Consider the following 24,307-nt stretch of genomic DNA (forward strand, 5'->3'; position numbering starts at 1 on the left):
AAGGAAAGTGAAATTTCTACTGACTCGCTAAAGCATGAGTATTTGTAAATAAATGATCTTGTATGATGTCTCATCACAAGTTAAAAATGGCGTCCCCATCTAACAATAAATAATGGAGACCCACCATGAGTTTTGCCCCTTCAGCCCCCTCGGCGGACAACAGCCGCAGGGTGTTTCTCAAGCGAACCCTGGCCGCATCGGCGACGGTCGCGCTACTGGGCAACCTGCCTCGGCTGGCCCAGGCCGAGCCGTTGACCCAACGCTATCCGGATCCACTGATCAAGGTGCTTGATGACAGCTTTCTGGACCTCAGGTTGTTCAATGCCAGCGTGGAAAGGCTCGCCACCGGCTTGCGCTGGGCAGAGGGCCCGGTCTGGGTGGGCGATGGGCGTTACCTGTTGGTCAGTGACATTCCCAATAACCGCATCATGCGCTGGGATGAAGTGACCGACAGCTTGTCGGTGTACCGGGAGAACTCGAACTTCTCCAACGGCATGTGCCGCGACCGTCAGGGCCGGTTATTGGTCTGTGAAGGTTCCACCACATCCAGTGAAGGGCGCCGTATTACCCGCACCGAACACAACGCCAGCATCACCGTGTTGGCAGACAGCTTTGACGGCAAGCCTTTCAATTCGCCCAACGACATCGTGTGCAAGCGCGATGGTTCAATATGGTTCAGCGACCCACCTTTCCAGACCGGCAACAACTATGAGGGGCACAAAGTCACGCCTACCCAGCCCCATGGCGTTTATCGCATCGACGGTGACAATGGCCAGGTCAGCCGTGTGATTGACGACCTCAATGGGCCCAATGGCCTGTGCTTTTCCCCGGATGAAAAGACCCTCTACGTGGTAGAAGGGCGCGCCAAACCCAACCGGATTATCTGGGCGATCAGTGTTAATGACGATGGCACCCTCGGCACACGCCGCAAGCACATCGAAGGCCTGGATTACGCTGCTATCGATGGCATGAAGTGTGACGAGAGTGGCAACCTCTGGTGTGGTTGGGGCGGTAACGGTGACCCCAAGGCCGACCTTGAAAAACTCGATGGCGTACGAGTGTTCAACCCCGAAGGCAAAGCCATCGGCCACATTTCATTGCCCGAGCGTTGCCCCAACCTGTGTTTTGGAGGCCGGGAAGGCAACCGCCTGTTCATGGCCGGCAGCCATTCTATTTATGGACTGTTTGTGAACACTCGGGGAGCCACCTTTACCTGAATTTGCACGAGGCGTATTTTGTGAGGGTATTAACGCTGACCCTCACAAGGTGCGTCTTCCTTCGCATTTGCAACGGGTGATCAGTGCTCAAGTTTGTGCCCGCTCCTTGCGGTAAGCCACGTCGCCCAAGACCTTGTGCAAACGCTCTACGGGCGTTGAGAATCTACTGATCTTCGCTGCATGGCACATCGAGCATGCCGCAAGCGGCACCAGCAACCTTGCAACCTTGGCTATGGCAACATTTCCGGATTCCAGGCCACTTCCCAAAGGTGCATGTCGAGATCCTGAAAGTAACCCGCATACCCACCCCAGAAGGTGTCTTTCGCTGGCTTGACGATAGTGCCACCCGCGGCTTTAACCTCAGCCATGACCAGGTCTACTTCAGCTTTGGACGCTACATTGTGTGCCAGGCAAACGCCTGTAGAAGATGCAACGCTAAGCGGCAACCCGGCGTCGGCAGCAAGGCTGGCCCGCGGCCAGAGGGCCAGTCGAAAACCCTGCTGCATCTCAAAGAAGGCTACAGCGCCATTTTCGAACGCTTCACCGATGATTCCCGCTGTCGGTAAACCGAGACCCTCCTGGTAAAAACGTACCGCTCGGTTGAGGTCATCGACGGCCAAGGTGATCAAACTAACTCTGGGGTTCATTGCATCAGTCCCGGGATTGAAGAGGGGGTATTCAGGTGCTTAGGGTCGCAAGCGGGTGCTGGTTGGGAGTGAACAGCGTGCCGGTCTGAGTTGGTCACCCCTGCCGGTTGGTGCTGTCAGACAGCACCTCCGATCGAGCAGCAGAAGCCTGACGCAGGGCATCACCGGGCGCGCCGTCAAAGCGGGCACGTGCGACATGAATGTCGCCATAGCAACGATCCGCCCAATCGATGAGGCTCGCCATCGGTTCCAGCAGCGATAGGCCCAGCGGGGCCAACCGATATTCAACTCCCGGCGGTTTGGTCGGAAAAACATGGCGGGTGATCAGTCCATCACGCTCCAAATCGCGCAAGGTCTGGGTGAGCATGCGCTTGGAAATATCATGGACAGCGCGGTGAAGCTCGCTGAAGCGGTGCGGTCGCATCGCGAGAGCCATGATCATGAGCATGCTCCATTTGTCGCCGATACGGTCGAGCACGTCTCGAACCGGGCAGTGCACGGATTGGGACTCGCCCAGTGGATATTGGCTGAATCTTTCGATCGCCCTCAATGCGTTGCTCATGCGCAATTCCTCGAAATCTGATGGTTACAAAAAACTGCCTCCTTACGGCACGTGGCAGCGGTCTCTATAGTAGACCTACCCCAAGAAATAAGCCTCACGTTCACGGAGTCTCCATGTTCCCATCTGTTTGCGCCCGGTTTCTCGTCACGGCCTCCGGCATACAGGCGGATCACGCTCGGAGCCGTTTCGCCGTCTGACGATTGAGTGGGGCGATGGCTTGGAATCACTTACTCCAACTAAAGCGTATCGGTAAGAGTTCCTGCGTGTTAGTTGGCCTTTACGTACAAAAACCCTAGAGATCAGGAGAGCGCTCATGTTTTTAGTCATGGGAATTACGGGAAAAGTTGGCGGCGCAACGGCAAAACATCTTTTAGCGCAAGGCAAAGAAGTACGCGCGCTCGTCCGCAATCCTGGAAAGGCGGCGAAATGGGCCGACGAAGGCGTGCAACTAGTAGACGGTGACTGGAGTGATCCGGCAGCCATTGAGATGGCGCTTAGAAATGTCGAAGGCGCGTTTGTCATGTTGCCAGCGCAATGGGCACCTTCGCCTGACTACAAAGAAGCGAAGGCTGTGATTGCCAACTACGTCGGTGCGCTTGCCCAGGCAGCACCGCCTCGGGTGGTAGCACTCTCATCAATGGGTGCGAACAGAACCAGCGGGTTGGGGATGATCACGGCCCTGTCGCTTCTGGAGGAAGGATTTCGCGACTTGAAACTACCGATAGCCTATGTGCGCGCCGGCGGTTTTTTCGAAAACTTCCTCTACGGCCTACAGGTTGCTCAGGGTGGCAGGTTTCCCGTCTATCACAACCCGACAGATCGGAAATCGACCATGGTCGCAACTGATGATATCGGCGCCAAGGTCGCAGCGCTTCTGACCGGGCCGGCATGGTTGAAGCATCGGGTCATCGAGCTTGGTTCGATGGTCAGCGCGGATGAAGTAGCGACACAATTGGGTGAAGTTCTGAAGGTCGACGTCAAAGCTTTTGCCATCCCTCGGGCCGGATGGTCGGCGGCGTTCGAGCAGTTTGGTATTCCGAAGGGCCAGACGGGGCCAGCCGAAGCGATGTTTGACGCCGTCAACTCAGGCTGGATGGACCTCGGGGTGGAGGGTTCGGAGCACGTCCCAGGCGCGACGTCCGCCCTTGATGTCTTCGCGGCGGCCCAGAAGGCCGCTACAGCGTAAATCCGCATCCCCATCACGATTCTGGCAGAGAGTCAGCCTGTCGGTCAGGCAGTCACACCATTCCTCGGCAGCAACTCATCATCTAAGGTAGGACAAATGTCTAAAGTTTCCTGGCGCCAAGTCTTACCCCTAGCTCTTGCCGCTTTCTTCGTTGTGGGTTCACTCAGTAACATCTTCGCCCTGGGATCTATCTACGAGGAATACCTGAAATGGGGGTACCCGCACTGGTTCCATTTCGTGACCGGAGTGCTGGAGCTCACTGCTGCCATTCTTCTTTTCCGGGCGCCGAGTCGCCTGTTAGGTTCGGTTCTGGGCTGCACTGTCATGTTTGCCGCCCTCGCGACCGTCATCATCCACGGCGAATACGGGCAGGCTGTGCCACCACTCGTCGTGGCAACATGGTCACTTGTGGTCGGCTGGATAAGTTGGCGTAAGCAGATGGTATTTGCCGAACCGAGCTGATGCAGGGATAGCAGCCACAAAACAAGCCTCCAAAGGCCACTATCGGGCAACTTGGTGGACATCCTGATCGGCAGCTTCTGGGCCGGTTTCTGCCTGTCACCAAGGGCACCAGTCGACAACGCAAAGCCGACGCTCACCAATGATCGATGGCATAAATCGATGGCCTGCCCGGTGTAAAAAATAGGTATCAGCATCACTTCATATTTTCCCCGAGTCAGTGCATATCTCTTCGCTGGACATTGCCATTCCTGCCTACCAAGTGCAGATAGGGTGGTGAGACGTCCAGTTACGATTGGCCGGGCAGGGTGCCCGTGCACGGCTGGCATCTGCTATCCCCATCAATTAGGCTGGCGCCGGGCAGCGGCCAAGACAGGCGGTTGCAGGTGTTTCAGGAGTAGAAGCGATGCCATTCAAACCTTCACCGTTACTGGCAGGATTACTGCTGGGTTTCGCGGGCGCCGCACAGGCACAACCATCCAGCTCACTTGAGGAGCAGGCGTATAGCCGCGCTGCAGCTGTTGAGCAGAAGTTGATTGAATGGCGTCGCGACATACACCAACACCCGGAACTCGGTGATCAAGAAACGCGCACGGCGGGGCTGGTGGCTGATCACCTGCGCAAACTCGGACTTGAGGTTCGCACCGGCATCGCGCATACCGGTGTGGTCGGCATTTTAGAAGGCGGCAAACCTGGTCCGACCGTGGCCCTGCGAGCAGACATGGATGCACTGCCCGTGAAGGAATCGGAGGGCCTCGCGTTTGCTTCCAAGGCTCGCAGCACCTACCGTGGCAAAGAGGTGGATGTCATGCACGCCTGTGGCCACGATGCCCACACTGCCATGCTGATGGCCACGGCCGAAGTGCTGGCCGGTATGCGTGAAAACCTGCCGGGTAAAGTGATGTTCATTTTCCAGCCCTCGGAAGAGGGATCAAGCCTGGTCATGCCCGGTCAGAATAAGCTCTGGGGCGCGCAGTTGATGTTAGAGGAAGGGCTGTTCAAGACACTTAAGCCCGACGCGATTTTCGCCGTGCACGTCATGCCCGGGCGCTCCGGTGAACTCAGCTGGCGCGCTGGCGCGACCACCGCCAGCAGCGATGATTTGAACATCACAGTCACCGGCAAGCAGGGCCATGGCGGTATGCCCTGGAACACCATCGATCCGGTGGTGACGGCTGCCCAGGTCATTAGCGGGCTGCAGACCGTGGTCAGCCGAAAGACTAACCTGACCCAATCGCCAGCGGTTGTCACCGTGGGCATGATTCAGGGCGGCAGTGCCCCTAACATTGTGCCGCAACAGGTAGAAATGGCAGGCACGATTCGTACCTACGACGAGAACGTCCGTGCGCAGGTTGGTCGCGACATAAAGCTCAGCGCACAGAAAATTGCCGAAAGCGCCGGGGCCAAGGCGGATGTTTCTGTGGTCCCGGCCTACGGCACCACGATAAACGACGAAAAACTCGTGGCACAAATGGCTCCAGTGCTTGGACGGGCGGCCTCAGGCAAAGTGGCGCCTGCCGCGCTGGTCGGAGCCTCGGAGGACTTCTCGTTTTTCGCCCGCCAAGTCCCTGGCCTGTATTTCTTCCTCGGCGTAACGCCGAATGGCCAGGATCCGGCAACCGTCGCGCCTAACCACAACCCGAGTTTTTTTGTCGATGAAAGCGCGCTAGTGACCGGGACCCGTGCCCTCTCAGGGATGACCGTTCAATTTCTGCAGAGCCGAGAGAAGAAGTCATAATCCGTCGCGTCCTCTAAAGGTCGGATTTTGGCCTGGTAGGCGGGTGAACGTACCCCTGCAACTGAACTGAATACCATTGAACCCATGTGTCGCTTCGATGAAATACGGCGTGGACTGGAGCTGAGGTGTGCGCCCAGCCGGGGAGTCCGCAAGGCGTGCCCTGCACCAAGTGCGGTTCAACCGTGAAGCGAAGCAGCTGTTCGATCAGATACTGGCAGGTCCCGCAAAGTAGGGAGACTGTCCGAAAGACTCGATCAGAAGTTCTGTGAGGATTCGTATCTTCCGTGCGGGATGCTGACCTGGCGGGCGTACGACATATGCGCCTGCCGAGGGGGGTGGATACCGAGTCATGATCGGCACAAGCGCCCCCGAAGTCACCTGTTCATAGGTAAGGCAATCTGGCAGGTACGCGATCCCGAGTCCTTCGGTTGCGGCAGCGACCAGAGCTGTGCCGTTGTCGGCCTTGAAGCGGCCCTGCGGACGAACCGTGATGGTCTTGTCGCCATCCATGAATTGCCAGGCTTCGGTGCCCTGCATAAGGGCCTCATGGGCGGCGAGCTCCTCCGGCGACTCGGGTGACCCGTGTGCCTTTACATAGTCCGGACTCGCGACGAGTGACACATAAATCGGGCCGATGCACCTTGCGATCAAGTTTGAGTCCTGAAGATAACCAACCCGTATCGCACAATCGAAACCCTCGGCAATCAGATCAACGAAGCGATCGCTATAGCAGGTCTGAATATGTAGCTGGGGGTGGCGCCGCGCCATTTCCGCGAGCATGGGAGCGAAGTGAGTCGGGCCGAAAGAAAGTGGCACGGCAATGCGCAAACGGCCGCGAAGGGCGCCAGCGGGCAGGATCGTTTCCCTGGCTACGTCAATCTCGGCGCAGACCCTGGCTGCATAGTCGCGGAACGTGGCCCCGGCTTCAGTGAGCGCTGCCCCGCGGGTGGTTCGTGCAAGCAGCTGGATGCCAAGGTCCGCTTCAAGCCTGGTGAGCCTGCGACTGACGATTGATTTCGATACCCCGAGCCGGAGCGCCGCAGGCGAAACTCCCCCTGCATCAGCAACTTCTACGAATGTCTGTAGCTCTTCGATATCCAAGTAGGTGTCCCCATTTAGCAACACAGCTAGTCTCAGAATGGTACTACTGCACCGAGTATGGGAACAGCACAATCCTGCTTCTTGGCAACGTCGTCGCTGGTGCACGTCTCCCGGAAAAACCAACCCCACTAACAATAAATAAGGGATCAGATTTGTTTTTCGTGAATGGGTCTACTTTTTTCGATCGATAAATAAATTTGGTCCCTTTTCCCCCTGAAAATACCCCGCATAGTCGATCCAGAAGGTGTCTTTCGCTGGCTTGAGGATAGTCTTCGACCTCTGTGGTTCCTCCCAGGCCCGTAGTGCCAGTGCCTTTAATCATTTCCATAAAGGTGAAAGGCTTGCCCCAGGCGGACTAATGCGTAAGGCTGGTGACCTTATACGTTTTATTTATAGGCTGACCAGAGACCAAGATGCCAGACACAGCGCTTCCTCACCTGATGCAGATTCGCGCGTTCATCCGCATTGCCGAACACGGCAGCGTGTCGCGAGCCTGCGAAGTCTTGCTGCGTGCGCAGTCGGTGGTGACTCGTGCGATCCGTGACCTTGAGGTAAGCCTTGACATGCCGCTCTTTGAGCGCCACGCCAGCGGCATGCTACTCACGCCCTATGGCAAAGCCATTTTGCCGAGGGCCCGTCGGGTGATGGCAGAGCTGGAGTCGATCCCGGCATTGCTCGGTCATGCGCCTCACGAGCCGCTTTATCTGTTGCAGACACGGCGTCTGCAGATTTTCGTCAAGCTGTGTGAAACCCAGCACATGCAGACCGCTGCCCGATCTTTCAACCTCACTCAGCCAGCCATCAGCGCCGCGTTGAAGGTGCTCGAAAACGGTGCCGGCAAGGTTTTGTTCGAAAGAACCGCAAGAGGCTTGCAGCCCACCCGGGCCAGCAATGAAATCCTCTATCCGGTGCGCCGTGCCTTGAACGAACTGCGCCATATTCGCGCCGATGCGGCACTGATCAAAGGTTCACTGCAAGGATTGGTCACCGTAGGTGCGCTGCCCCTGGGTCGAACGCGCATCCTGCCGGAAGCCTTCGTGCGCCTGCTGGCCGAACATCCCGGCGTGCGTGTGGCCACCAACGAAAGCCCATTCAACCTGCTGGCTTTGGAGTTGCGCGCCGGTGACGTGGACTTCGTGTTCGGTGCATTGCGGGCACAAGACTACGCCAGTGACCTGCACGGGGAAAAATTGCTCACCGAGGAGATGGTGATTCTTGGTGGGCGCGGTCACCCCTGGCTGGACCGGCCCGTCACGCTGGATGACTTGAGCAGTGCCCGTTGGGTGTTGCCGCGTGCCGACACGCCGGCTCGGTTGTTGCTTGAAGCGCATTTCGAGCAATTGGGTCGTAAGCCACCAGAGCCGGTTGTGGAAACCGGCGACATGGCGATCATTCGGGGCTTGCTGATGCGTTCGCACATGCTGGCGATCGTCTCCGAGCATCAACTGGAATACGAAATCGCCTCGGGTGAACTGCAGCGCCTGGATCTGCAGCTACAGGATACTCGCCGGGCAATCGGCCTGATTTACCGCACCAACGGCCTGCATTCCCCCGCCGCCGAAGCCCTCATCGAGAAGATTCGGCAGGTGGCGCAGGAGGTAGGCAGCGCTGACCAGGCTGCTCTGAAAGGCTGTTTGCCCGCCGCCGAATAGATCACTGGTCATGAGTCGGCTTATCTTCGGTGCTGTTTGGCTGGGTAAAGCGTGTCCACCAGTACCTGCCAATCGAAGGGTTCGCTGTAGATCACTCCTCGCTCGACCATGCTTTCCACCAATCCCCGTTGTGTGGCGACAATCGCCTGGCTCATGTTCGGCGTGATACCGACATCGGCGGCGGTCTTGGCGACTTCTTCCATTTCCTCGGCCCGTCTACGGCCGTGTTCAGCCACGCGACTAATCAGATAATGCGGTTGCCGCGCATTCCAGCCCATCTCGGGAAAGCTTTTGTGCAGTGAAGCCAGAACCAGTTCTTCGGCCCCATATTGCCGAGCCGTCGACAGACATTCGGTGGTGAGTGCTTCCAGACCTTTAATCATCACGCTGCGGCACATCTTGATCGCCGACGCGATGCCAATCCTGTCCGCTACCACCTTAACGTTGAAACCCAGCGGTTCAAGCAACTGCACCAATGCAAGCGCTTGAGCGCCGCCCAGCAAAATGGGCGTCTGTAAGCGTTGCGGCGGAACCGGAGCCATCACCGCCGCGTCGATGTAATTTGCCCCGCTGGGCAACAAGGCATCACGGGAAGCCTGCTTGGTGGTGGGTGCGACTGAGTTGATGTCCATGAAAAACTGGCCTGGCAACAGGCAGTCGGCCAGTTCCCAGGCGACCACCTGCGCCGACCCGGCAGTCACTGCCGATATCACCAGTTGCGCGCCCAGTATCGCTTCGGCCGCCGATTCATATACCTCAACCTTGGCGCTGGCAGCCTTGGCCAGGAGGGTGTCGCGCCGCGCCGGATCATCCAGCAGCCGGTCATAGACGCGCACCCTGACGCCTTGGGCGGCCAGGTCCTGGCCAATGATCCCGCCGGCCTCGCCGAAGCCGATCAGTGCAACACAGTTACATGGGTTGTTTGCAGTCATTTGGCTGTTTCCTCCAAGGCTTGGCGCGTTGTGCAGGCCTTCGGTTCAGTGGGGTTCAGATAAGCATCGAAGCGCGCGCGATCGAACAGGTTTTCCCAGCGGCAGATCACAAATACAGCGACGCTGTTGCCAATAACATTGGTGGTCGATGTGGCGATGGCCAGCACTCGATCAATACCAAATAACAGGCCCAGCGCGCCCAGTGGCAATACGCGTACTGACTCAAGAGTCGCCGCCAGCTTGATCACCGCGCCACCTGCCGCGCCCGCGCCGCCCTTGGAGGTCAGGAGCATTACCCCGAGCAGGCTCAACTGCTGCCCAAACGACAGGCTGGTATCCGTGGCCTGGGCGAGAAACCCCAAACCGCAGGCCATGTACAAACAGGCACCATCGATATTGAAGCTATATCCGGCCGGCAGAACGAACCCCACCACGGCTTCATCGCAGCCAGCCTGGGTGAGCTTGGTGACCAGTTTTGGAAACGCCGCCTCGCTGGACGCGGTGCCCATGGCGACAATCGCTTCCTCTTTGATGACGCGCAGAATCTTGATGATCGAAAAGCCGGCCAGCGCCGCTACGCTGCCCAGTATCAGGAAGATGAAAATCAGCACACTGGCGTAATACGTGAGGATATAGCGCAGCAGGTAAAGGAGCGTCTGGGACCCGAAGCCGCCCACCGCCGCCGCCATCGCGCCAAAGGCCCCAATAGGCGAAAGGCGCATGATGTAAGAAAGCAACTTGAACGTCACGGTCTGACCTTCGGTAAGCAGGCGCATGCCCACCCAGTCTGGCTTGGCACACTGAGCCAGCGCCAGGCCGACCAGTACCGAAACAAACAGCACCGGCAGGATGTCGCCCTCGACGAAGGCTGACGCCAGGGTCTTGGGGATGATCGACAGGAAGAAATGCTCAAGGCTGAAGCTGCCACCGGACATCGCCGCATTGACCGTCGCGGCCTGTCCGGCAGCCAATTCATCGCCCATCCGCGCATGCAGCCCGTCACCAGGTCGCACCAGGGACACCACGGTAAAACCCACCACCATCGCCAGGCTGCTGACCACTTCAAAGTAGATCAAGGTTTTAATGCCGATCCGTCCGAGGCGACGGAAATCGCCGATGTGGGCAATACCATGAACCACAGTGAAAAAAATGATGGGCCCCAGCAGCATCTTCAGCAATGCGATGAAGGCGGTGCCCAGAGGCTTCATTTTTATCGCGATGTCAGGGGCCAGTAGCCCGAGCGCTATTGCCAGCGCCATGGCGATGAGTACCTGGATGTATAGTTTTGCGAGTAGTTTCATGCGGTTCTCGGCATTATTTTTATTATCGGTGGCACGAACCTCCACCCCGGGATAATGCGTTCAGCCTGGAGTGCTATATCTTTCCTTCATCCCCACATCAGCCAACCCGACAGGTGTCGGCGCCGAAGCTTCGACAGCGGTCAGATCCACCCCGGTTGCTTCCGGCAGACACAATGCGGCCAGGAAGCCGATCAGATAGGAACCGATGGCAAAGGAACCCATGGCCACAGGCAGGCTTATGTGTATCGAGGCAAAACCAACTGCTGCCGGCATGATCGAACCGAAGCCACGACCAAAACTGGTACAGAACCCTGCGCCGTTGGCCCGGATACGAGTGGGGTAAAGTTCCGAAAACGTCAGGGGCAAACCCGAGGCCAGCCCGCCCTGAAAAGCGCCAAGCAACAGGCCCAATCCCAGGATCACATTCATGCTGATGTCGGCAAACATGTAGACCGAGACCACAAGCGCCTGACACACCAGAAACAACATGAACGCCCGGCCCCGGCCTATTCGGTCACTGATCAGGCCATAGATGAACGGCCCGAGCAGCGAGCCAACGATAGTCACCGCCAGATAACCCGAGGTGGATGCGATAGGCAGGTTCAGCACGGTGCGCATGTAGGTCGGTAGCCAGGTGATCATGATGTACGCGCCACCAAAAATTCCACTCGCCAGCACGGTACTGATAAGGGTGACGCGACGATGCTCGGTGGCAAAAATCGCCTTCAGGTCGATGCTCTTGCCCAGTTTGCGCGTCTGATTGAACGCGGCGGATTCCGGTACCAGGCGCCGGATAAACCAGATCAGCAACGCTGGCAACAAGCCGATCGCGAAAAATGCCCGCCAGGCGATGTCGTCTGGCAAGAAGCTGAACAGCACCGGCATGGTAGCCAACGAGATGGCATAACCTACCGCATACCCGCTCTGTACCGAGGCGGCCACCCGGCCGCGCAACGCGGGCTTGATGGCTTCGCTGATCAGTACTGCACCCACGACTGCTTCACCACCGTAACCGATGCCTTGCAGAAAACGCACCGGCAAAAAACTCCAGAAGCCGGTGCAAAACGCACCCATGCAAGTGAAGATCGCAACCCACAACACCGTGCCCTGCATCACTTTGATGCGGCCATAACGATCCGCCAGCATCCCGGCTCCCCAACCACCCAGGGCGCTGCCAATCAACGATACCGACCCCAGCAACCCGGCGTCGGACTTGCTCAGGCTCAGCGCCGTCAGCAACACTGGCATCATCAGGGCGAAGATGGTCGAATCCATCGAGTCGAGGGTAAATCCACCGAAACACGCCCAGTAGGTGCGTTTCTCGGTGGATGTCAGATCGGAATACCAACCCAGTCGCATCTGCTCATCCTTATTCTTATGGAAGTAAGTCAAGATGTTACCGGGATGGGCCGTGCAACTCGGCTCGAAAGCTTTATCGAGCCCACGCTATTGTTTATATCGGTCGTAAACCGTGGGTTGGGGAAGGTGAAGGACCTTCGGCAATCAAGGTCCAGGCGACTGCTGCGCAGCCGATCGCAGGCTGCGCCAGCGGCTACAGGAGATCGCTTGTGTAGCCGCTGGCGAGGCACGAGGTTGCGATAAAGGCCGCAGGACCTTCAGCAATCTCAAAGCCCCAAACGACTGCTGCGCAGCCGATCGCAGGCTACGCCAGCGGCTACAGGAGATCGTTTGTGTAGCCGCTGCCGAGGCACGAGGTTGCGATAAGGGCCGCAGGACCTTCGGCAATTTCAAACCCCAGGCGACTGCTGCGCAGCCGATCGCAGGCTACGCCAGCGGCGACAGGAGATCGCTTGTGTAGCCGCTGCCGAGGCACGAGGCTGCGATAAGGGCCGAAGGACCTTCGGCAATTTCAAACCCCAGGCGACTGCTGCGCAGCCAATCGCAGGCTACGCCAGCGGCGACAGGAGATCGCTTGTGTAGCCGCTGCCGAGGCACGAGGCTGCGATAAGGGCCGCAGGACCTTCGGCAATTTCATGAGTAAGCATGCCCGTGAACGCCAGTTGGGAGTTATCACGAAAGCAAAAATTCCAGGTTTGCCAAGTGGGTTCGAATTCGTCGTGGTAATGCCCCGGCGGTCACATCGGCTGCTCTACGGTTCGAGCGTGGGGGAGGGCAGGGGCTGCCCGCCAGTTGGCGGGCAGCCGGCAGGTTTCAGGAGACCTTTTGCAGCGGGTCGCTGATGCCCAGGAGATAGAAGCTAATCATGCCGATGATACCGGCCAGGATGATGTAGTACAGCGTTGGCAGTATGGTCTTGCGCAGGGTGATTCCTTCGCGACCCAGCAGGCCGACCGTCGCCGATGCTGCTACCACGTTGTGAATGGCGATCATGTTACCGGCCGCCGCACCCACCGATTGCAACGCTACCATCAACGCGCCGGAGAGGCCCAACAGTTCTGCGGTGTTGAACTGGAACTGCGCCAGCATCAGGTTGGACACGGTGTTGGAGCCGGCAATGAACGCACCCAGTGCTCCCACTGCCGGAGCGAAAAACGGATACACACCGCCGACACTGTCTGCGACCAGGCGCGCCATCGCCACCGGCATCGACACCAACTCCGACGCGTTAACCCCTGAGTTAATCAGGATACGCACCATGGGGATGGTGAAGATCAACACGAAACCCGCGCCCAGCAAGGTTTTGCTCGACTCGCTCACGGCTGCCACCAGCTCGCGGGCGCGCATGCGGTGAAGGAAGAAGGTCATCAGCGAAACCACGCAGAGCAGGCCGCCAGGCAGGTAGAGCACTTCCAGGCTGGCGGACACGCCCGTCTCACCCAGAATGTCTTTCGCGCCGAGGCTCAGCGACAGCAGCCAGGCCTTCAGTGGCGCAATGTTGCGTGACAGCACCAACAGCACGGCCAGCAGCACATAGGGTGCCCAGGCCATGGGTACGGAAATCGCCTTCTTGCCGGCCATATCGTCGAGTTTCATCTCGATCTTGCCCATCCACTCGACTGGCCACTCGCTGGCCGGGGCAAAATCCCAGGTGGTCTTAGGCAGCAGGAAGCCGGCTTTGGCAGCAGGGATCACAATGCTCAGGCCCACCAAGGCACCAATCATCGAGGGGAATTCCGGGCCGAGGAACACGCCGGCGGCCGCGTAAGGAATGACAAAGGCGAGCCCGGTGAAGATCGCAAACGGCGCCATTACCAGACCTTCGCGCCAGGATTGGTTCTTGCCGAAGAAGCGGGTCATGATGCTGATCATGATCAGCGGCATGAGAATCCCACAGAGGGCATGGATGATCGCCACCCGTGAGAAGATCAGATGGAAAAACACGTCCCAGTGGCTGCCGACTGCGGCCAGTTGCGCACCGATACCGGTCTGGTCAAGGCCACCTGCGACTCCGACCACCATGGGTGCGCCGACGGCACCAAAAGAGACCGGCGTGGACTGCACCAGCATGCCGAGTACAACCGCGGCCATGGCCGGGAAGCCCAAGGCAACCATTAGCGGAGCGACCACCGCGGCAGGTGTGCCGAAGCCGGAAGCGCCCTCGATGAAGCAGCCGAACAGCCAGGCTACGATCAGCGCCTGGACCCGACGGTCAGGACTGATATTGGCAAAGCCGCGGCGAATAGAGCTGATGCCGCCGGAATGCTTAAGCGTGTTGAGCAGCAGAATAGCCCCGAAGATGATCCACAGGATCGCCGCCGTGAGGATGAGGCCCTGCAGCGTGGAGGCCAGGACCCGATTGAACGTCATGCCCCAGGCCGCGAGGCCGATCAGTGCCGTAAGCACGAAGACCACCGGCATGGCGTATTTGGCTGGCCAGCGAAAGCCGATCAGTAACACGCCCGCCAGTACCAGCGGCACGAATGCCAAGATGGACAGCAGTGTTTGACTCATGGTTTGGTTCCTTTTTATTGTTGTGAACCACAGTTTTCCGGGGTGTCCGGTGCCACGTATCGAGAGCACATGTGCTCCGCGAGTCGCGTCGACAGGGATCACCCATCGCCGCGCTCATGCTCGAGAGTCCCTGGGCCTTGCTCAGGCCCGCTGCTTGAAACGTAAACGCCAGGCGTGCAGCAACGGCTCGGTATAGCCGCTGGGTTGCTCGCGGCCCTTGAACACCAAGTCGCAGGCGGCCTGGAACGCCATCGAGGCGGCATAATCGCGAGCCATCGCTCGGTACAACGGATCGCCCGCGTTTTGCTGGTCGACTACCTTGGCCATACGCTCAAGGCTCGCGCGCACCTGAGCCTCGCTGACCACCTTGTGGTGCAGCCAGTTAGCGATGTGTTGGCTGGAGATACGCAGGGTTGCGCGGTCTTCCATCAGGCCGACGTTGTGGATATCCGGCACTTTGGAGCAACCGACGCCTTGCTCGACCCAGCGCACCACATAACCGAGGATGCCCTGGCAGTTATTGTCCAGTTCTTCCTGGACCTGGCTGGCGCTCCAGTTCGGCTCGGCAGCCACCGGCACGCTGAGCAGGTCATTGAGCAGGTTGTCGCGCTGGCTGTTCAGGTCGATGGCTTCCAACTCGCGTTGCACCGCCTGCACATCCACCTGGTGGTAATGCAAGGCATGCAACGTGGCGGCGGTTGGCGAGGGTACCCAGGCCGTGTTGGCGCCGGCCTTGGGGTGAGCGATCTTCTGCTCGAGCATGGAGGCCATCAGGTCTGGCATGGCCCACATGCCCTTACCGATCTGCGCCCGGCCACGCAGGCCGCAGCTCAGGCCAACCAGCACGTTGTTGCGTTCATAGGCCTGGATCCAGGCGCTGCTCTTCATGTCGCCCTTGCGCAGCATGGCGCCGGCCTCCATGGCGCTGTGCATCTCATCACCGGTACGGTCGAGAAAGCCGGTGTTGATAAAGGCCACCCGCGCACCCGCGCTGGCAATGCACGCCTTGAGGTTGATACTGGTACGGCGCTCCTCGTCCATGATGCCCATCTTCAGGGTGTGAGGTGGCAGTTGCAGCAGGTCCTCGATGCGCGTGAACAGCAGATCGGCAAATGCCACTTCAGCCGGGCCGTGCATTTTCGGCTTGACGATATAGACGCTGGCGGTACGCGAGTTACCGTGGCGCTGGAGGTCATGCAGGGCGATCAGGCTGGTCAGCACGCCGTCGAGAATGCCTTCGGGGATTTCGCGGCCTTCGCTGTCGAGGATCGCCGGGTTGCCCATCAGATGGCCGACGTTACGCACAAACAGCAGCGAGCGGCCATGCAACTTCAACTCGCCACCGGCGGCAGCGGTGTACTCGCGGTCCGGGTTGAGACGGCGCACGATTTGCTTGCCGCCTTTTTCCAGCGCTTCACTGAGATCTCCCTTCATCAGGCCGAGCCAGTTACGATAGATCAGCACCTTATCGCCAGCATCGACCGCCGCAACGGAGTCTTCGCAGTCGAGAATGGTCGACAGCGCGGACTCAACCAGCAGGTCCTTGACCCCTGCAGTATCGGTGGCGCCAATCTGGCTGCTGGCATCGATCTGGATTTCCACATGCAGGCCGTTGTTCTTCAGCAGCACGGCTGTTGGCGCGCTGGCCTGGCCCTGGTAGCCGACAAACTTGCCGGCCTGGGCCAGGCCGGTTTGGGTGCCGTTGGCCAGGGTCACCTGGAGCTGACCTTCACTCACCCGGTAATTGACCGAGCCGGCATGCGAGCCACTGACCAGCGGCGCTGCCTGGTCGAGGAGGGCACGGGCGAAGGTGATGACCTTGTCGCCCCGCACTGGGTTGTAGCCTGGGCCCTTCTGTGCACCGCCTTCTTCAGGGATGGCATCGGTGCCGTACAACGCATCGTACAAAGAGCCCCAGCGCGCGTTGGCCGCGTTCAGCGCGTAGCGCGCATTCATCATCGGCACCACCAGTTGTGGACCGGCCTGGCGGGTGATCTCGCTGTCGACGTTGGCGGTGCTGGCCTGCACGCTGTCTGGCTGCGGTAACAGGTAGCCAATGGACTCGAGGAAGTCGCGGTAGGCCGGCATGTCGCTAACCGGGCCTGGATGCTCGCGGTGCCAGGTGTCCAGCTTTGCTTGCAGGGCATCACGTTCGGCCAGCAGTGCACGATTGTGCGGTGCCAGGTCATGCACCAGAGCGTCGAAACCGGCCCAGAACGCCTCGCGCTGAATACCGCTGCCGGGCAGCACTTCCTCGTCGACGAAACGTTGCAGGTTGGTAGCCACTTGCAGGCGCTGGCAGTTCACGCGGTCAGTCATTTTCACTCTCCAAAAAACACTACAGGTGCGGCGCTGGGCGCAAGCGCGGATCACGGCGGAACCGCCTCGTTATTGGAATCAGCTCAGTGCGGCGACGCCGGCTTTGGCCACTTGTGCGTCTTGATCGGCCTTGACCCCGGAAACGCCCACTGCGCCGATCACCTGGCCATCAACAATCACCGGCACCCCCCCTTCCAACGAGGTCAGCAGCGGAGCGGACAGGAACGCGCTACGCCCGCCATTGACCATGTCTTCATAGCCTTTGGTTTCGCGACGCCCGATGGCGGCGCTGCGTGCCTTCTCGCTGGCAATGTAGGCCGCGATCGGTGCGCAGCCGTCGAGGCGCTCCAGGGCCAGCGGGTGACCGCCGTCGTCGACCACGCTGATGGTCACAGCCCAGTGGTTTTTCTCGGCTTCGCTGCGGGCTGCGGCGAGCATTTTGCTGACGTCGGTCTGGCTCAATACGGCTTTGCTAAGCATGGTGTTCTCCGGTTAGTTCAGGGCTTCTTCGACGAGTTCGATCCAGTGCCGCACAGGGGTGCGACCGGCGCCGTTGAGGTGTGTTTGGCAGCCGATGTTGGCGGTGACAATCACCTGCGGCTTACCGCTTTCCAGGGCATTGAGTTTGTTGTCTCGCAGCTGCTTGGACAGCTCCGGCTGGGTTAACGAATAGGTCCCGGCCGAGCCGCAACACAGGTGGCTGTCGGGCACAGCAGTCAAGCCAAAACCGAGGCGCGCGAGCACGCTCTCTACTGCGCCCCCGAGCTTCTGTGCATGCTGCAGAGTGCAGGGGCAATGGAAAGCCAAGCGTTTGTCGGCGTGCACGCCGAGCTGCTCCAGAGGTTCGGCGTTGAACACCTCAACCAGGTCTTTGGCCAGCGTACTGACGCGCCTGGCCTTCTCGGCATAGGCTGGGTCCTGCGCCAGCAGGTGGCCGTAATCCTTGACGAAGGCGCCGCAACCGCTGGCAGTCTGCACGATGGCCTCGGCGCCCTGTTCGATGGCGGGCCACCAGGCATCAATGTTCTGTCGCGCACGCTGCAAGCCTTGCTCTTGGGCGTTGAGGTGGTAGTCCACCGCACCGCAACAACCGGCTTCATGGATCGGGGTGACGCTGATCCCGAGGCGGTCGAGCACCCGTGCCGTGGCGGCGTTGGTGTTGGGTGCCAGGCCAGGCTGCACGCAGCCCTCAAGCATCAGCACACGGCGTGCATGATGTGGTTCGGGGCGTGGCTTGGCGGCACTTGCAGTGCGCGGTAATTTGGTCTTGAGGCTGGCTGGCAACAGCGGGCGGAAAACCTGGCCGATTTGGGCCAATCCTTTGAACAGACTCGCGTGCGGCACCACCGCCCGCAGGCTTTCACGCAATACGCGTTGAGCCAGCGGGCGCGGCACGGCGGCGTCGACGACAGCGCGGCCGATATCCAATAAATTGTGGTACTGCACGCCCGACGGGCAGGTGGTTTCACAGTTACGGCAGCTCAGGCAACGGTCCAGGTGCAGTTGGGTCTTGGCCGTGACTTCGTTACCTTCCAGCACTTGCTTGATCAGGTAAATACGCCCGCGCGGGCCGTCCAACTCGTCGCCAATGAGTTGGTAGGTCGGGCAGGTAGCGTTGCAGAAGCCGCAATGCACACAGCTGCGCAAGATGCGTTCGGCTTCCTCGGCGCGCGGCAGTTGCTTGGCCTGTTCGCTCAGGTTGGTCTGCACGGCTACACCTCACAATACATACGGCCAGGGTTGAAAATGCCCTGGGGGTCGAGCTGGGTTTTCAGCTGTCGGTGGTAGCGCAGCAACGGCGCGGCCAGCGGATGGAACGGGCTGTCGCAGTGGCCGGCAGTGAAGCAGGTGGCGTGGCCTGCGGCTTCGGCGGCGACCTGGCGGATCAGCGCGACATCGGCATCGGACTTCAGCCAGCGCTGGGCGCCACCCCAATCGATCAGTTGTACGCCGGGCAGCGCCAGCACGCCGGTGTTGGTCGGCACCGACAACCGCCATAGTGGTCGCGGGTCCGCGAAGAAACCCAGGCGCTGCTCACGCAGGTCAGCCCAGTACGTGCTCTCAAGCAGCTCACCACCGAGGCGCTCGCGGGCCGCCGCCACCGAGCCTTCACCGCCTTCCAAGCGCAGGTGCAAAGACTGGCCATCATGGCTGGCGGCGCTCAGCGGAATGGGCTGCTGGCCCCACTCGGCGAGTTTGCGCAGGGCCAAGGCGGCGTCCATCTCCAGGCGCAGACTGAGGCACTGGCGCGGCTTGGGCAGCACTTTGAGCGATACCTCGGTAATCACCCCCAGGCAGCCAAAACTACCGGCCAACAGGCGCGACAGGTCGTAGCCGGCAACGTTCTTCATCACCTCGCCACCAAAACGCAGGTGCTTGCCCGTACCCGTGATCAAGCGAGTGCCCAGGACCAGGTCACGAACCGCGCCAGACCAGGGCCGGCGCGGGCCCGACAGGCCAGCAGCAACCATTCCGCCGAGGGTCGCGGCGCCACCGGATTGTGCAGGTTCACAGGTGAGCATCTGCCCGGCCGCGTCCAGCGCCGCCTCTAACTCCGAGAGCGGCGTGCCGGCGCGGGCGGTGATCACCAGCTCGGTCGGGTCGTAGCTGACGATGCCGCGATGAGTACGGGTATCGAGCACTTCGCCTTCGACCTTGCGGCCCAGAAAAGTCTTGCTGTTGCCACCTTGAATGCGCAATGCAGTTGAACTGTTGAGGGCGTGATTGACTTGTTCCAGCAGTGCCGCACTGGCGTCGCAGTCATGCTGCATAAGCATTAGAAACGCTCCAGTTCAGGAAAAGGCAGCTTGCCGTGGTGCACATGCATGGCACCGAATTCGGCGCAGCGGTGCAGGGTCGGAATGTTCTTGCCAGGGTTGAGCAAGCCCCTCGGATCGAAGGCTGCTTTCACTGCGTGGAACAGGGTCAGCTCGTCGCTGTTGAACTGAGCACACATTTGATTGATCTTTTCGCGACCCACGCCGTGTTCGCCAGTGATGCTGCCGCCAACCTTGACGCAAAGTTCGAGGATCTTGCCGCCCAGCGACTCGGCACGTTCCAGCTCTCCGGGCTGGTTGGCATCAAACAAAATCAGGGGGTGCATGTTGCCGTCACCGGCATGGAACACGTTGGCCACACGCAAGCCGAACTCCTCGGACAACTCACTGATGCCCCTGAGCACACCGGGCAGTGCGCGACGCGGGATGGTGCCATCCATGCAGTAGTAGTCCGGCGAGATACGCCCTACGGCCGGGAAGGCGTTCTTGCGTCCAGCCCAAAACTTGACGCGCTCAACCTCATCGCGGGCCATGCGCACTTCGGTGGCACCGGCCTTGCCCAGCACCGCGCTGACACGCTCGCACTCGTCATGCACGTCAGCTTCCACACCGTCCAGCTCGCACAGCAGGATGGCCTCGGCGTCCACCGGGTAGCCAGCGTGAATAAAGTCTTCGGCGGCGCGAATGGCCAGGTTGTCCATCATCTCCAGGCCGCCCGGGATGATGCCGGCCGCAATGATTTCACCGACCGCCCGCCCGGCTTTCTCCACCGAGTCAAAGCTGGCCAGCAACACCTTGGCCACCTGCGGTTTGGGCAGCAGCTTGACCGTGACTTCGGTAATGATCCCAAGCATGCCTTCGGAACCAGTGAACAAGGCGAGCAGGTCGAAGCCGGGTGAGTCCAGGGCATCGCTGCCCAGCGTCATGCGCTCGCCTTCAACAGTAAGGATTTCTACCTTAAGCAGGTTGTGCACGGTCAGGCCATATTTCAGGCAGTGCACGCCACCGGCATTCTCGGCGACATTACCGCCGATCGAACAGGCGATCTGCGAGGACGGGTCCGGTGCGTAATACAGGTCATAAGGGGCGGCCGCCTGAGAGATGGCCAGGTTGCGAACCCCAGGTTGGACTCGGGCAAAACGCCCCTCTGGATTGACCTCAAGGATGTGCTTGAAACGCGCCATCACCAGCAAAATGCCCTGGACCAGCGGCAACGCACCGCCTGACAAGCCGGTCCCGGCCCCACGTGCTACCACTGGCACACTGCGTTGATAACAGAGCTTGAGCAGCCGCTCGACTTGCTCAATGCGCTCAGGCAATACCACCAGCATCGGTGTGGTGGTGTAGGCGCTAAGCCCGTCGCACTCGTAGGGTTTGAGGTCTTCCTGGGTGTGCAGCACTTCCATGTCAGCAAGCTGCTCACGCAACTCAGCCAGCAGGGCTGCCTTATCGACCTTGGGCAGCGGCCCATCAACGCGCTCGTCGTACAGAATACTCATGGCAGGCTTTCTCGCTGACGTTGTTGTTTTGTGCAGCACCGGTAGCGAGCCGGTCCGCTTGTTATGGGTTATATGTAGAGCTTTGGACGACTGCCGTCTATCGACTTGCAAACTGGTATGACCAGTTTGTTTTGGCCGGTACTCAGTCAGTATCTGACAAGAGCCTTACAAATAAAGGAGTTGGTAGCTATATTGAGAGGGCCATGACCCACCAGTTAAAACTGGTACTACCAGTTACCCGAGGCGCTTAGCATGCTCGAAAAGACACTCGGCGTTCGCCGCCAGGTCAGTGATGTAGTTGCCGAACGGATTGAGCAATTGATCGTCGATGGCGTGCTCAAGGTCGGCCAGGCACTGCCTTCGGAGCGCCGCCTGTGCGAGAAGCTGGGGATATCCCGCTCGGCCCTGCGCGAAGGGCTGAAGGTGCTACGTGGGCGCGGTATTATCGAGACCACTCAGGGTCGCGACTCGCGGGTTGCCACGCTGAACGGGACCCGCGATGCCAGCCCGCTGATGCACCTGTTCAATTCGCAGCCCCGTACCCTCTTTGACCTGCTGGAGGTGCGCGCGCTGCTGGAAGCCGAATCCGCACGCTTGGCCGCCTTGCGCGGAACCGATGCCGACTTCGTCCTGCTGACGCGACGCTACGAAGAAATGCTCGCCGCCCACAGCCAGGCAGTGCCTGTTGAGCCACGCGAGCATGCCCGTCTTGACCACGCCTTCCACCTGGCGGTCTGCGAGGCCTCGCACAATCCTGTGTTGCTGCATACCCTGCAGTCGTTGACCGATTTGATGCTTAGCACGGTGTTCGCCTCGGTCAACAATCTCTACCATCGGCCCCTGCAAAAACGCCAGATCGACCGCCAGCACACACGGCTCTATCACGCGGTCATCGAACGCCTGCCAGAACAAGCTCAGCGCGCTGCGCGCGAACACATTCACAGCATTCGCGACAACCTCAAGGAGATCGAACAGGAGGAGCAACGCCTGGTGCGCGCGACCATGCGCCTTGAGGGCTGGGTGTAGGCGTTTGCGCACCGGTCTGCAGCCGCGCTATCTACCCTTCACGGTGCATGCGTGTATCGATTGACGTCAGGATGATACGAACAGCCATAACCACTCCTGTGAGAACGGCAGCAAGACCTGACGCTTCTAACAATGTTGGCAGCCGGCCGTGAAACAATAAACCGAGCAGGGTGGCGAACAGCGACTCAAGGGCGATCAGTTGCCCGCAAAGTACCATGGGAAGGCGACGGGACGCTGCGTTCCATGCCCAGGCCCCTACGAATGAAGACATCAGCGCAATAACGAAGCTCCAGAGGTACAAATGCCCTGCAAGGGAAACACTGAGGCCAAGAGTGGGCAGCGTGAGAAGGTCGAGCGCTTGTACAACCGGTAGCAAGCACAAGGTGCCTATTCCGGCACCCGTCATCATGAGGCCAGTCCAGATACCTGACGCATTGAGCGGGAGTTTCCCCAGGGCATTCTGGTTCAGCAAACTGAACACCAGCCACAAGGCAACGGCACTGATCGAAAAAACCAACCCTGCCAGCCATGAACTGCCGCCTGTGGTGGGTTGCTGGAGACTGCTGATGTTTGACAGTAAAAGCCCACCAGTCAAAAAAGTCAGCGGTATGCTCAGTCTGCGCCATTGAATGGTTTTTTTTGTAGCGTTGCTGAGTAGCGCCAGCAAGACCGGCACCATGCCAATAAACGCTGGCGTCAGTACTGGCCCGCCAAAAAACACACCTGCGGCAATGCAGGTGCTGTACCCAAGGTATCCAATGACACCCAGGCTTGCGGCGAGGAGCTGCTGGTTGCGACGCAGGAGCCGAAGGTGAGATCGGTAGAGCACCACTACTCCCGCACCCAGCGTGCCGGCCATCAGGAACCGAACGATCAGCAAATCGTAGAGGGAGTAGGCGCCGGTGACGTAGGGTGCCACGAAGTTCAGGGCCCAGCTCAGTGTCGCGACTACGGCAAGGGCCACTCCTGCGATGATGTTTGAGTGAAGAGTGGGCATCAGGGATATCCGCGAGGTATTCAGCCCATGTTGCACAGCGTCAGAGGTATGCTACAAACGAGTTCTCGGTCTTGGATACATAACCGCTGATTATGAATATGCTAGGGAAGACATTGCCGCCGCTTGCCAGTTTGCTGCCCTTTGAAGCGGCTGCTCGACTGGAAAGCTTTTCCAGGGCCGCTGATGAATTGCACATCACGCAAGCCGCGATCAGCCGCCAGATCCGCGGGCTTGAAGATAACCTTGGATTGAAGCTTTTTTGTCGCCGCAACCGCGCAGTCTTCCTGACACAGGAGGGCCGCGAGCTAGGACGCGTGGTAAGCAGCGCATTGCAAAGTATCAGCGACAGCGCCGCCACGCTTCGTCAATCACCTCGCAAGAACCGTGTGGTTTTACTGTGTCAGTTATGCGAAGCGTTCTATTGGCTAATGCCGCGCCTTTCGACGTTCCATCAGCAACACCCGGAAATCGAGATCCAAGTCGCGACATCCACCCGGCCATTGACTGAGTTTAATGAGCATTTTGATGTGGCCTTACAAAGCACTGGGCGTCCCAGCGGTTTGCATGTCCTGGCGTTCACCGCCACTGATGAGGTGTTTCCAGTGTGCAGCCCCGATTACCTGGCTGGGTCACCGTTACTTAGTCTCAGTGATCTTCGTCTCCACACGCTCTTGCACCATTACGCCACGCCACCTCACTTGATGGAGTGGGACAGCTGGCTGCAGGCGTGTGGGCAGACATTGGATGGTTATCCTGAGGGCCCTGTGTTTGATAGTTACCCCTTGATGCTCCAGGCCGCCGTTGAAGGGTACGGGATTGCATTGGGGTGGCGCCGAACCGCCGGGAGGCTTATTGAAAACGGTGCGCTGGTGAGACCTTGCGCGGAAAGTGTCCCCTTATCTGATGCGATATCAGTATTTAGACAGCAGGGCGGGGACGATCGGATGGAGGTGCGCTTGCTGGTTGAGTGGCTTAAAGAGGAATTGCGCAGTGAAGGCTGATAGGTCGACTCACCTTGGCA

General features: G+C 59.5%; 20 protein-coding genes. 7 read left to right on the plus strand and 13 right to left on the minus strand.

The window, feature by feature from the left end:
• Positions 1-125 precede the first annotated feature (125 nt).
• Positions 126-1,217 carry an SMP-30/gluconolactonase/LRE family protein gene (locus GIR22_RS21500; protein ID WP_154745284.1) on the plus strand — a complete coding sequence of 364 codons (1,092 nt, stop codon included), beginning with the start codon at positions 126-128 and terminating at the stop codon, positions 1,215-1,217.
• A gap of 230 nt (positions 1,218-1,447) precedes the next feature.
• On the opposite strand, the gene GIR22_RS21505 is transcribed toward GIR22_RS21500, so the two are convergent.
• Together GIR22_RS21505 and GIR22_RS21510 are read right to left on the minus strand one after the other, a co-directional pair.
• Positions 1,448-1,864, minus strand: coding sequence for a VOC family protein (locus GIR22_RS21505; protein WP_154745285.1), 417 nt, complete (start codon positions 1,862-1,864; stop codon positions 1,448-1,450).
• 94 nt (positions 1,865-1,958) lie between these two features.
• Complete coding sequence (locus GIR22_RS21510) at positions 1,959-2,426, minus strand: winged helix-turn-helix transcriptional regulator (protein ID WP_154745286.1); 468 nt, start codon at positions 2,424-2,426, stop codon at positions 1,959-1,961.
• Positions 2,427-2,739: 313 nt separating this feature from the next.
• Here GIR22_RS21510 and GIR22_RS21515 point away from each other — a divergent pair, with 313 nt between their 5' ends.
• The 3 genes from GIR22_RS21515 to GIR22_RS21525 all read left to right on the plus strand — a co-directional run bounded on the left by GIR22_RS21515 (position 2,740) and on the right by GIR22_RS21525 (position 5,809).
• Positions 2,740-3,612 (plus strand): NmrA family NAD(P)-binding protein, encoded by an 873-nt coding sequence (locus tag GIR22_RS21515; RefSeq protein WP_154745287.1) that lies wholly within the window; start codon positions 2,740-2,742, stop codon positions 3,610-3,612.
• 96 nt (positions 3,613-3,708) lie between these two features.
• Positions 3,709-4,074 carry a DoxX family protein gene (locus tag GIR22_RS21520; protein WP_154745288.1) on the plus strand — a complete coding sequence of 122 codons (366 nt, stop codon included), beginning with the start codon at positions 3,709-3,711 and terminating at the stop codon, positions 4,072-4,074.
• Between the two features lie 403 nt (positions 4,075-4,477).
• Entirely contained in the window at positions 4,478-5,809 is a 1,332-nt protein-coding gene (locus tag GIR22_RS21525; RefSeq protein ID WP_246208460.1) for an amidohydrolase, read from the plus strand.
• Positions 5,810-6,013: 204 nt separating this feature from the next.
• On the opposite strand, the gene GIR22_RS21530 is transcribed toward GIR22_RS21525, so the two are convergent.
• The gene (locus tag GIR22_RS21530; RefSeq protein ID WP_154745289.1) at positions 6,014-6,910 is read right to left on the minus strand and encodes a LysR family transcriptional regulator; all 897 of its coding nucleotides are present in this window, start codon (positions 6,908-6,910) and stop codon (positions 6,014-6,016) included.
• 413 nt (positions 6,911-7,323) lie between these two features.
• On the opposite strand from GIR22_RS21530, the gene GIR22_RS21535 reads away from it, so the two are divergent.
• Positions 7,324-8,562, plus strand: a complete 1,239-nt coding sequence (locus GIR22_RS21535; protein ID WP_154745290.1) for a LysR family transcriptional regulator — start codon at positions 7,324-7,326, stop codon at positions 8,560-8,562.
• A 20-nt stretch (positions 8,563-8,582) separates the two neighbouring features.
• Here GIR22_RS21535 and GIR22_RS21540 read toward each other — a convergent pair whose 3' ends face one another.
• The 9 genes from GIR22_RS21540 to glcD all read right to left on the minus strand — a co-directional run bounded on the left by GIR22_RS21540 (position 8,583) and on the right by glcD (position 21,263).
• On the minus strand, positions 8,583-9,494 hold the full coding sequence (locus tag GIR22_RS21540) for an NAD(P)-dependent oxidoreductase (protein WP_154745291.1): 912 nt from the start codon (positions 9,492-9,494) through the stop codon (positions 8,583-8,585).
• Complete coding sequence (locus GIR22_RS21545; RefSeq protein ID WP_154745292.1) at positions 9,491-10,795, minus strand: cation:dicarboxylate symporter family transporter; 1,305 nt, start codon at positions 10,793-10,795, stop codon at positions 9,491-9,493. The genes GIR22_RS21540 and GIR22_RS21545 overlap by 4 nt, the downstream gene beginning before the upstream one ends.
• A gap of 60 nt (positions 10,796-10,855) precedes the next feature.
• On the minus strand, positions 10,856-12,154 hold the full coding sequence (locus GIR22_RS21550; RefSeq protein WP_154745293.1) for an MFS transporter: 1,299 nt from the start codon (positions 12,152-12,154) through the stop codon (positions 10,856-10,858).
• A gap of 813 nt (positions 12,155-12,967) precedes the next feature.
• Positions 12,968-14,668: an L-lactate permease gene (locus GIR22_RS21555; protein ID WP_154745294.1), complete on the minus strand. Its 1,701-nt coding sequence runs from the start codon at positions 14,666-14,668 to the stop codon at positions 12,968-12,970.
• 141 nt (positions 14,669-14,809) lie between these two features.
• Entirely contained in the window at positions 14,810-16,987 is a 2,178-nt protein-coding gene (locus GIR22_RS21560) for a malate synthase G (RefSeq protein WP_154745295.1), read from the minus strand.
• 78 nt (positions 16,988-17,065) lie between these two features.
• On the minus strand, positions 17,066-17,467 hold the full coding sequence (locus tag GIR22_RS21565) for a heme-binding protein (protein ID WP_154745296.1): 402 nt from the start codon (positions 17,465-17,467) through the stop codon (positions 17,066-17,068).
• Positions 17,468-17,479: 12 nt separating this feature from the next.
• Positions 17,480-18,697 (minus strand): glycolate oxidase subunit GlcF, encoded by a 1,218-nt coding sequence (glcF, locus tag GIR22_RS21570; protein WP_178122397.1) that lies wholly within the window; start codon positions 18,695-18,697, stop codon positions 17,480-17,482.
• A gap of 2 nt (positions 18,698-18,699) precedes the next feature.
• Positions 18,700-19,758, minus strand: coding sequence for a glycolate oxidase subunit GlcE (gene glcE / locus GIR22_RS21575; RefSeq protein WP_154745340.1), 1,059 nt, complete (start codon positions 19,756-19,758; stop codon positions 18,700-18,702).
• A 5-nt stretch (positions 19,759-19,763) separates the two neighbouring features.
• On the minus strand, positions 19,764-21,263 hold the full coding sequence (glcD, locus tag GIR22_RS21580) for a glycolate oxidase subunit GlcD (protein WP_154745297.1): 1,500 nt from the start codon (positions 21,261-21,263) through the stop codon (positions 19,764-19,766).
• 252 nt (positions 21,264-21,515) lie between these two features.
• On the opposite strand from glcD, the gene glcC reads away from it, so the two are divergent.
• Positions 21,516-22,289, plus strand: coding sequence for a transcriptional regulator GlcC (gene glcC / locus GIR22_RS21585; RefSeq protein WP_154745298.1), 774 nt, complete (start codon positions 21,516-21,518; stop codon positions 22,287-22,289).
• Positions 22,290-22,320: 31 nt separating this feature from the next.
• Here the strand turns inward: glcC and GIR22_RS21590 are convergent, their stop codons facing one another.
• On the minus strand, positions 22,321-23,286 hold the full coding sequence (locus GIR22_RS21590) for a DMT family transporter (RefSeq protein ID WP_154745299.1): 966 nt from the start codon (positions 23,284-23,286) through the stop codon (positions 22,321-22,323).
• A gap of 92 nt (positions 23,287-23,378) precedes the next feature.
• Between GIR22_RS21590 and GIR22_RS21595 the strand changes: the two genes are divergently transcribed.
• The gene (locus tag GIR22_RS21595) at positions 23,379-24,287 is read left to right on the plus strand and encodes a LysR substrate-binding domain-containing protein (RefSeq protein WP_154745300.1); all 909 of its coding nucleotides are present in this window, start codon (positions 23,379-23,381) and stop codon (positions 24,285-24,287) included.
• Positions 24,288-24,307 lie beyond the last annotated feature (20 nt).

Origin of the sequence: Pseudomonas karstica (genome assembly GCF_009707515.1) — a bacterium.
GTDB lineage: Bacteria > Pseudomonadota > Gammaproteobacteria > Pseudomonadales > Pseudomonadaceae > Aquipseudomonas > Aquipseudomonas karstica.

Bases quoted from the DNA above. Each gene is read 5' to 3' on its own strand.
- GIR22_RS21590 (WP_154745299.1), bottom strand. From the start codon at position 23,286: ATGCCCACTCTTCACTCAAACATCATCGCAGGAGTGGCCCTTGCCGTA.
- GIR22_RS21550 (WP_154745293.1), bottom strand. From the start codon at position 12,154: ATGCGACTGGGTTGGTATTCCGATCTGACATCCACCGAGAAACGCACC.
- GIR22_RS21565 (WP_154745296.1), bottom strand. From the start codon at position 17,467: ATGCTTAGCAAAGCCGTATTGAGCCAGACCGACGTCAGCAAAATGCTC.
- GIR22_RS21525 (WP_246208460.1), top strand. From the start codon at position 4,478: ATGCCATTCAAACCTTCACCGTTACTGGCAGGATTACTGCTGGGTTTC.
- GIR22_RS21520 (WP_154745288.1), top strand. From the start codon at position 3,709: ATGTCTAAAGTTTCCTGGCGCCAAGTCTTACCCCTAGCTCTTGCCGCT.
- GIR22_RS21510 (WP_154745286.1), bottom strand. From the start codon at position 2,426: ATGAGCAACGCATTGAGGGCGATCGAAAGATTCAGCCAATATCCACTG.
- GIR22_RS21560 (WP_154745295.1), bottom strand. From the start codon at position 16,987: ATGACTGACCGCGTGAACTGCCAGCGCCTGCAAGTGGCTACCAACCTG.
- GIR22_RS21540 (WP_154745291.1), bottom strand. From the start codon at position 9,494: ATGACTGCAAACAACCCATGTAACTGTGTTGCACTGATCGGCTTCGGC.
- glcD (WP_154745297.1), bottom strand. From the start codon at position 21,263: ATGAGTATTCTGTACGACGAGCGCGTTGATGGGCCGCTGCCCAAGGTC.
- glcC (WP_154745298.1), top strand. From the start codon at position 21,516: ATGCTCGAAAAGACACTCGGCGTTCGCCGCCAGGTCAGTGATGTAGTT.
- GIR22_RS21505 (WP_154745285.1), bottom strand. From the start codon at position 1,864: ATGAACCCCAGAGTTAGTTTGATCACCTTGGCCGTCGATGACCTCAAC.
- glcE (WP_154745340.1), bottom strand. From the start codon at position 19,758: ATGCAGCATGACTGCGACGCCAGTGCGGCACTGCTGGAACAAGTCAAT.
- GIR22_RS21535 (WP_154745290.1), top strand. From the start codon at position 7,324: ATGCCAGACACAGCGCTTCCTCACCTGATGCAGATTCGCGCGTTCATC.
- GIR22_RS21500 (WP_154745284.1), top strand. From the start codon at position 126: ATGAGTTTTGCCCCTTCAGCCCCCTCGGCGGACAACAGCCGCAGGGTG.
- GIR22_RS21595 (WP_154745300.1), top strand. From the start codon at position 23,379: ATGAATATGCTAGGGAAGACATTGCCGCCGCTTGCCAGTTTGCTGCCC.
- GIR22_RS21555 (WP_154745294.1), bottom strand. From the start codon at position 14,668: ATGAGTCAAACACTGCTGTCCATCTTGGCATTCGTGCCGCTGGTACTG.
- GIR22_RS21515 (WP_154745287.1), top strand. From the start codon at position 2,740: ATGTTTTTAGTCATGGGAATTACGGGAAAAGTTGGCGGCGCAACGGCA.
- GIR22_RS21545 (WP_154745292.1), bottom strand. From the start codon at position 10,795: ATGAAACTACTCGCAAAACTATACATCCAGGTACTCATCGCCATGGCG.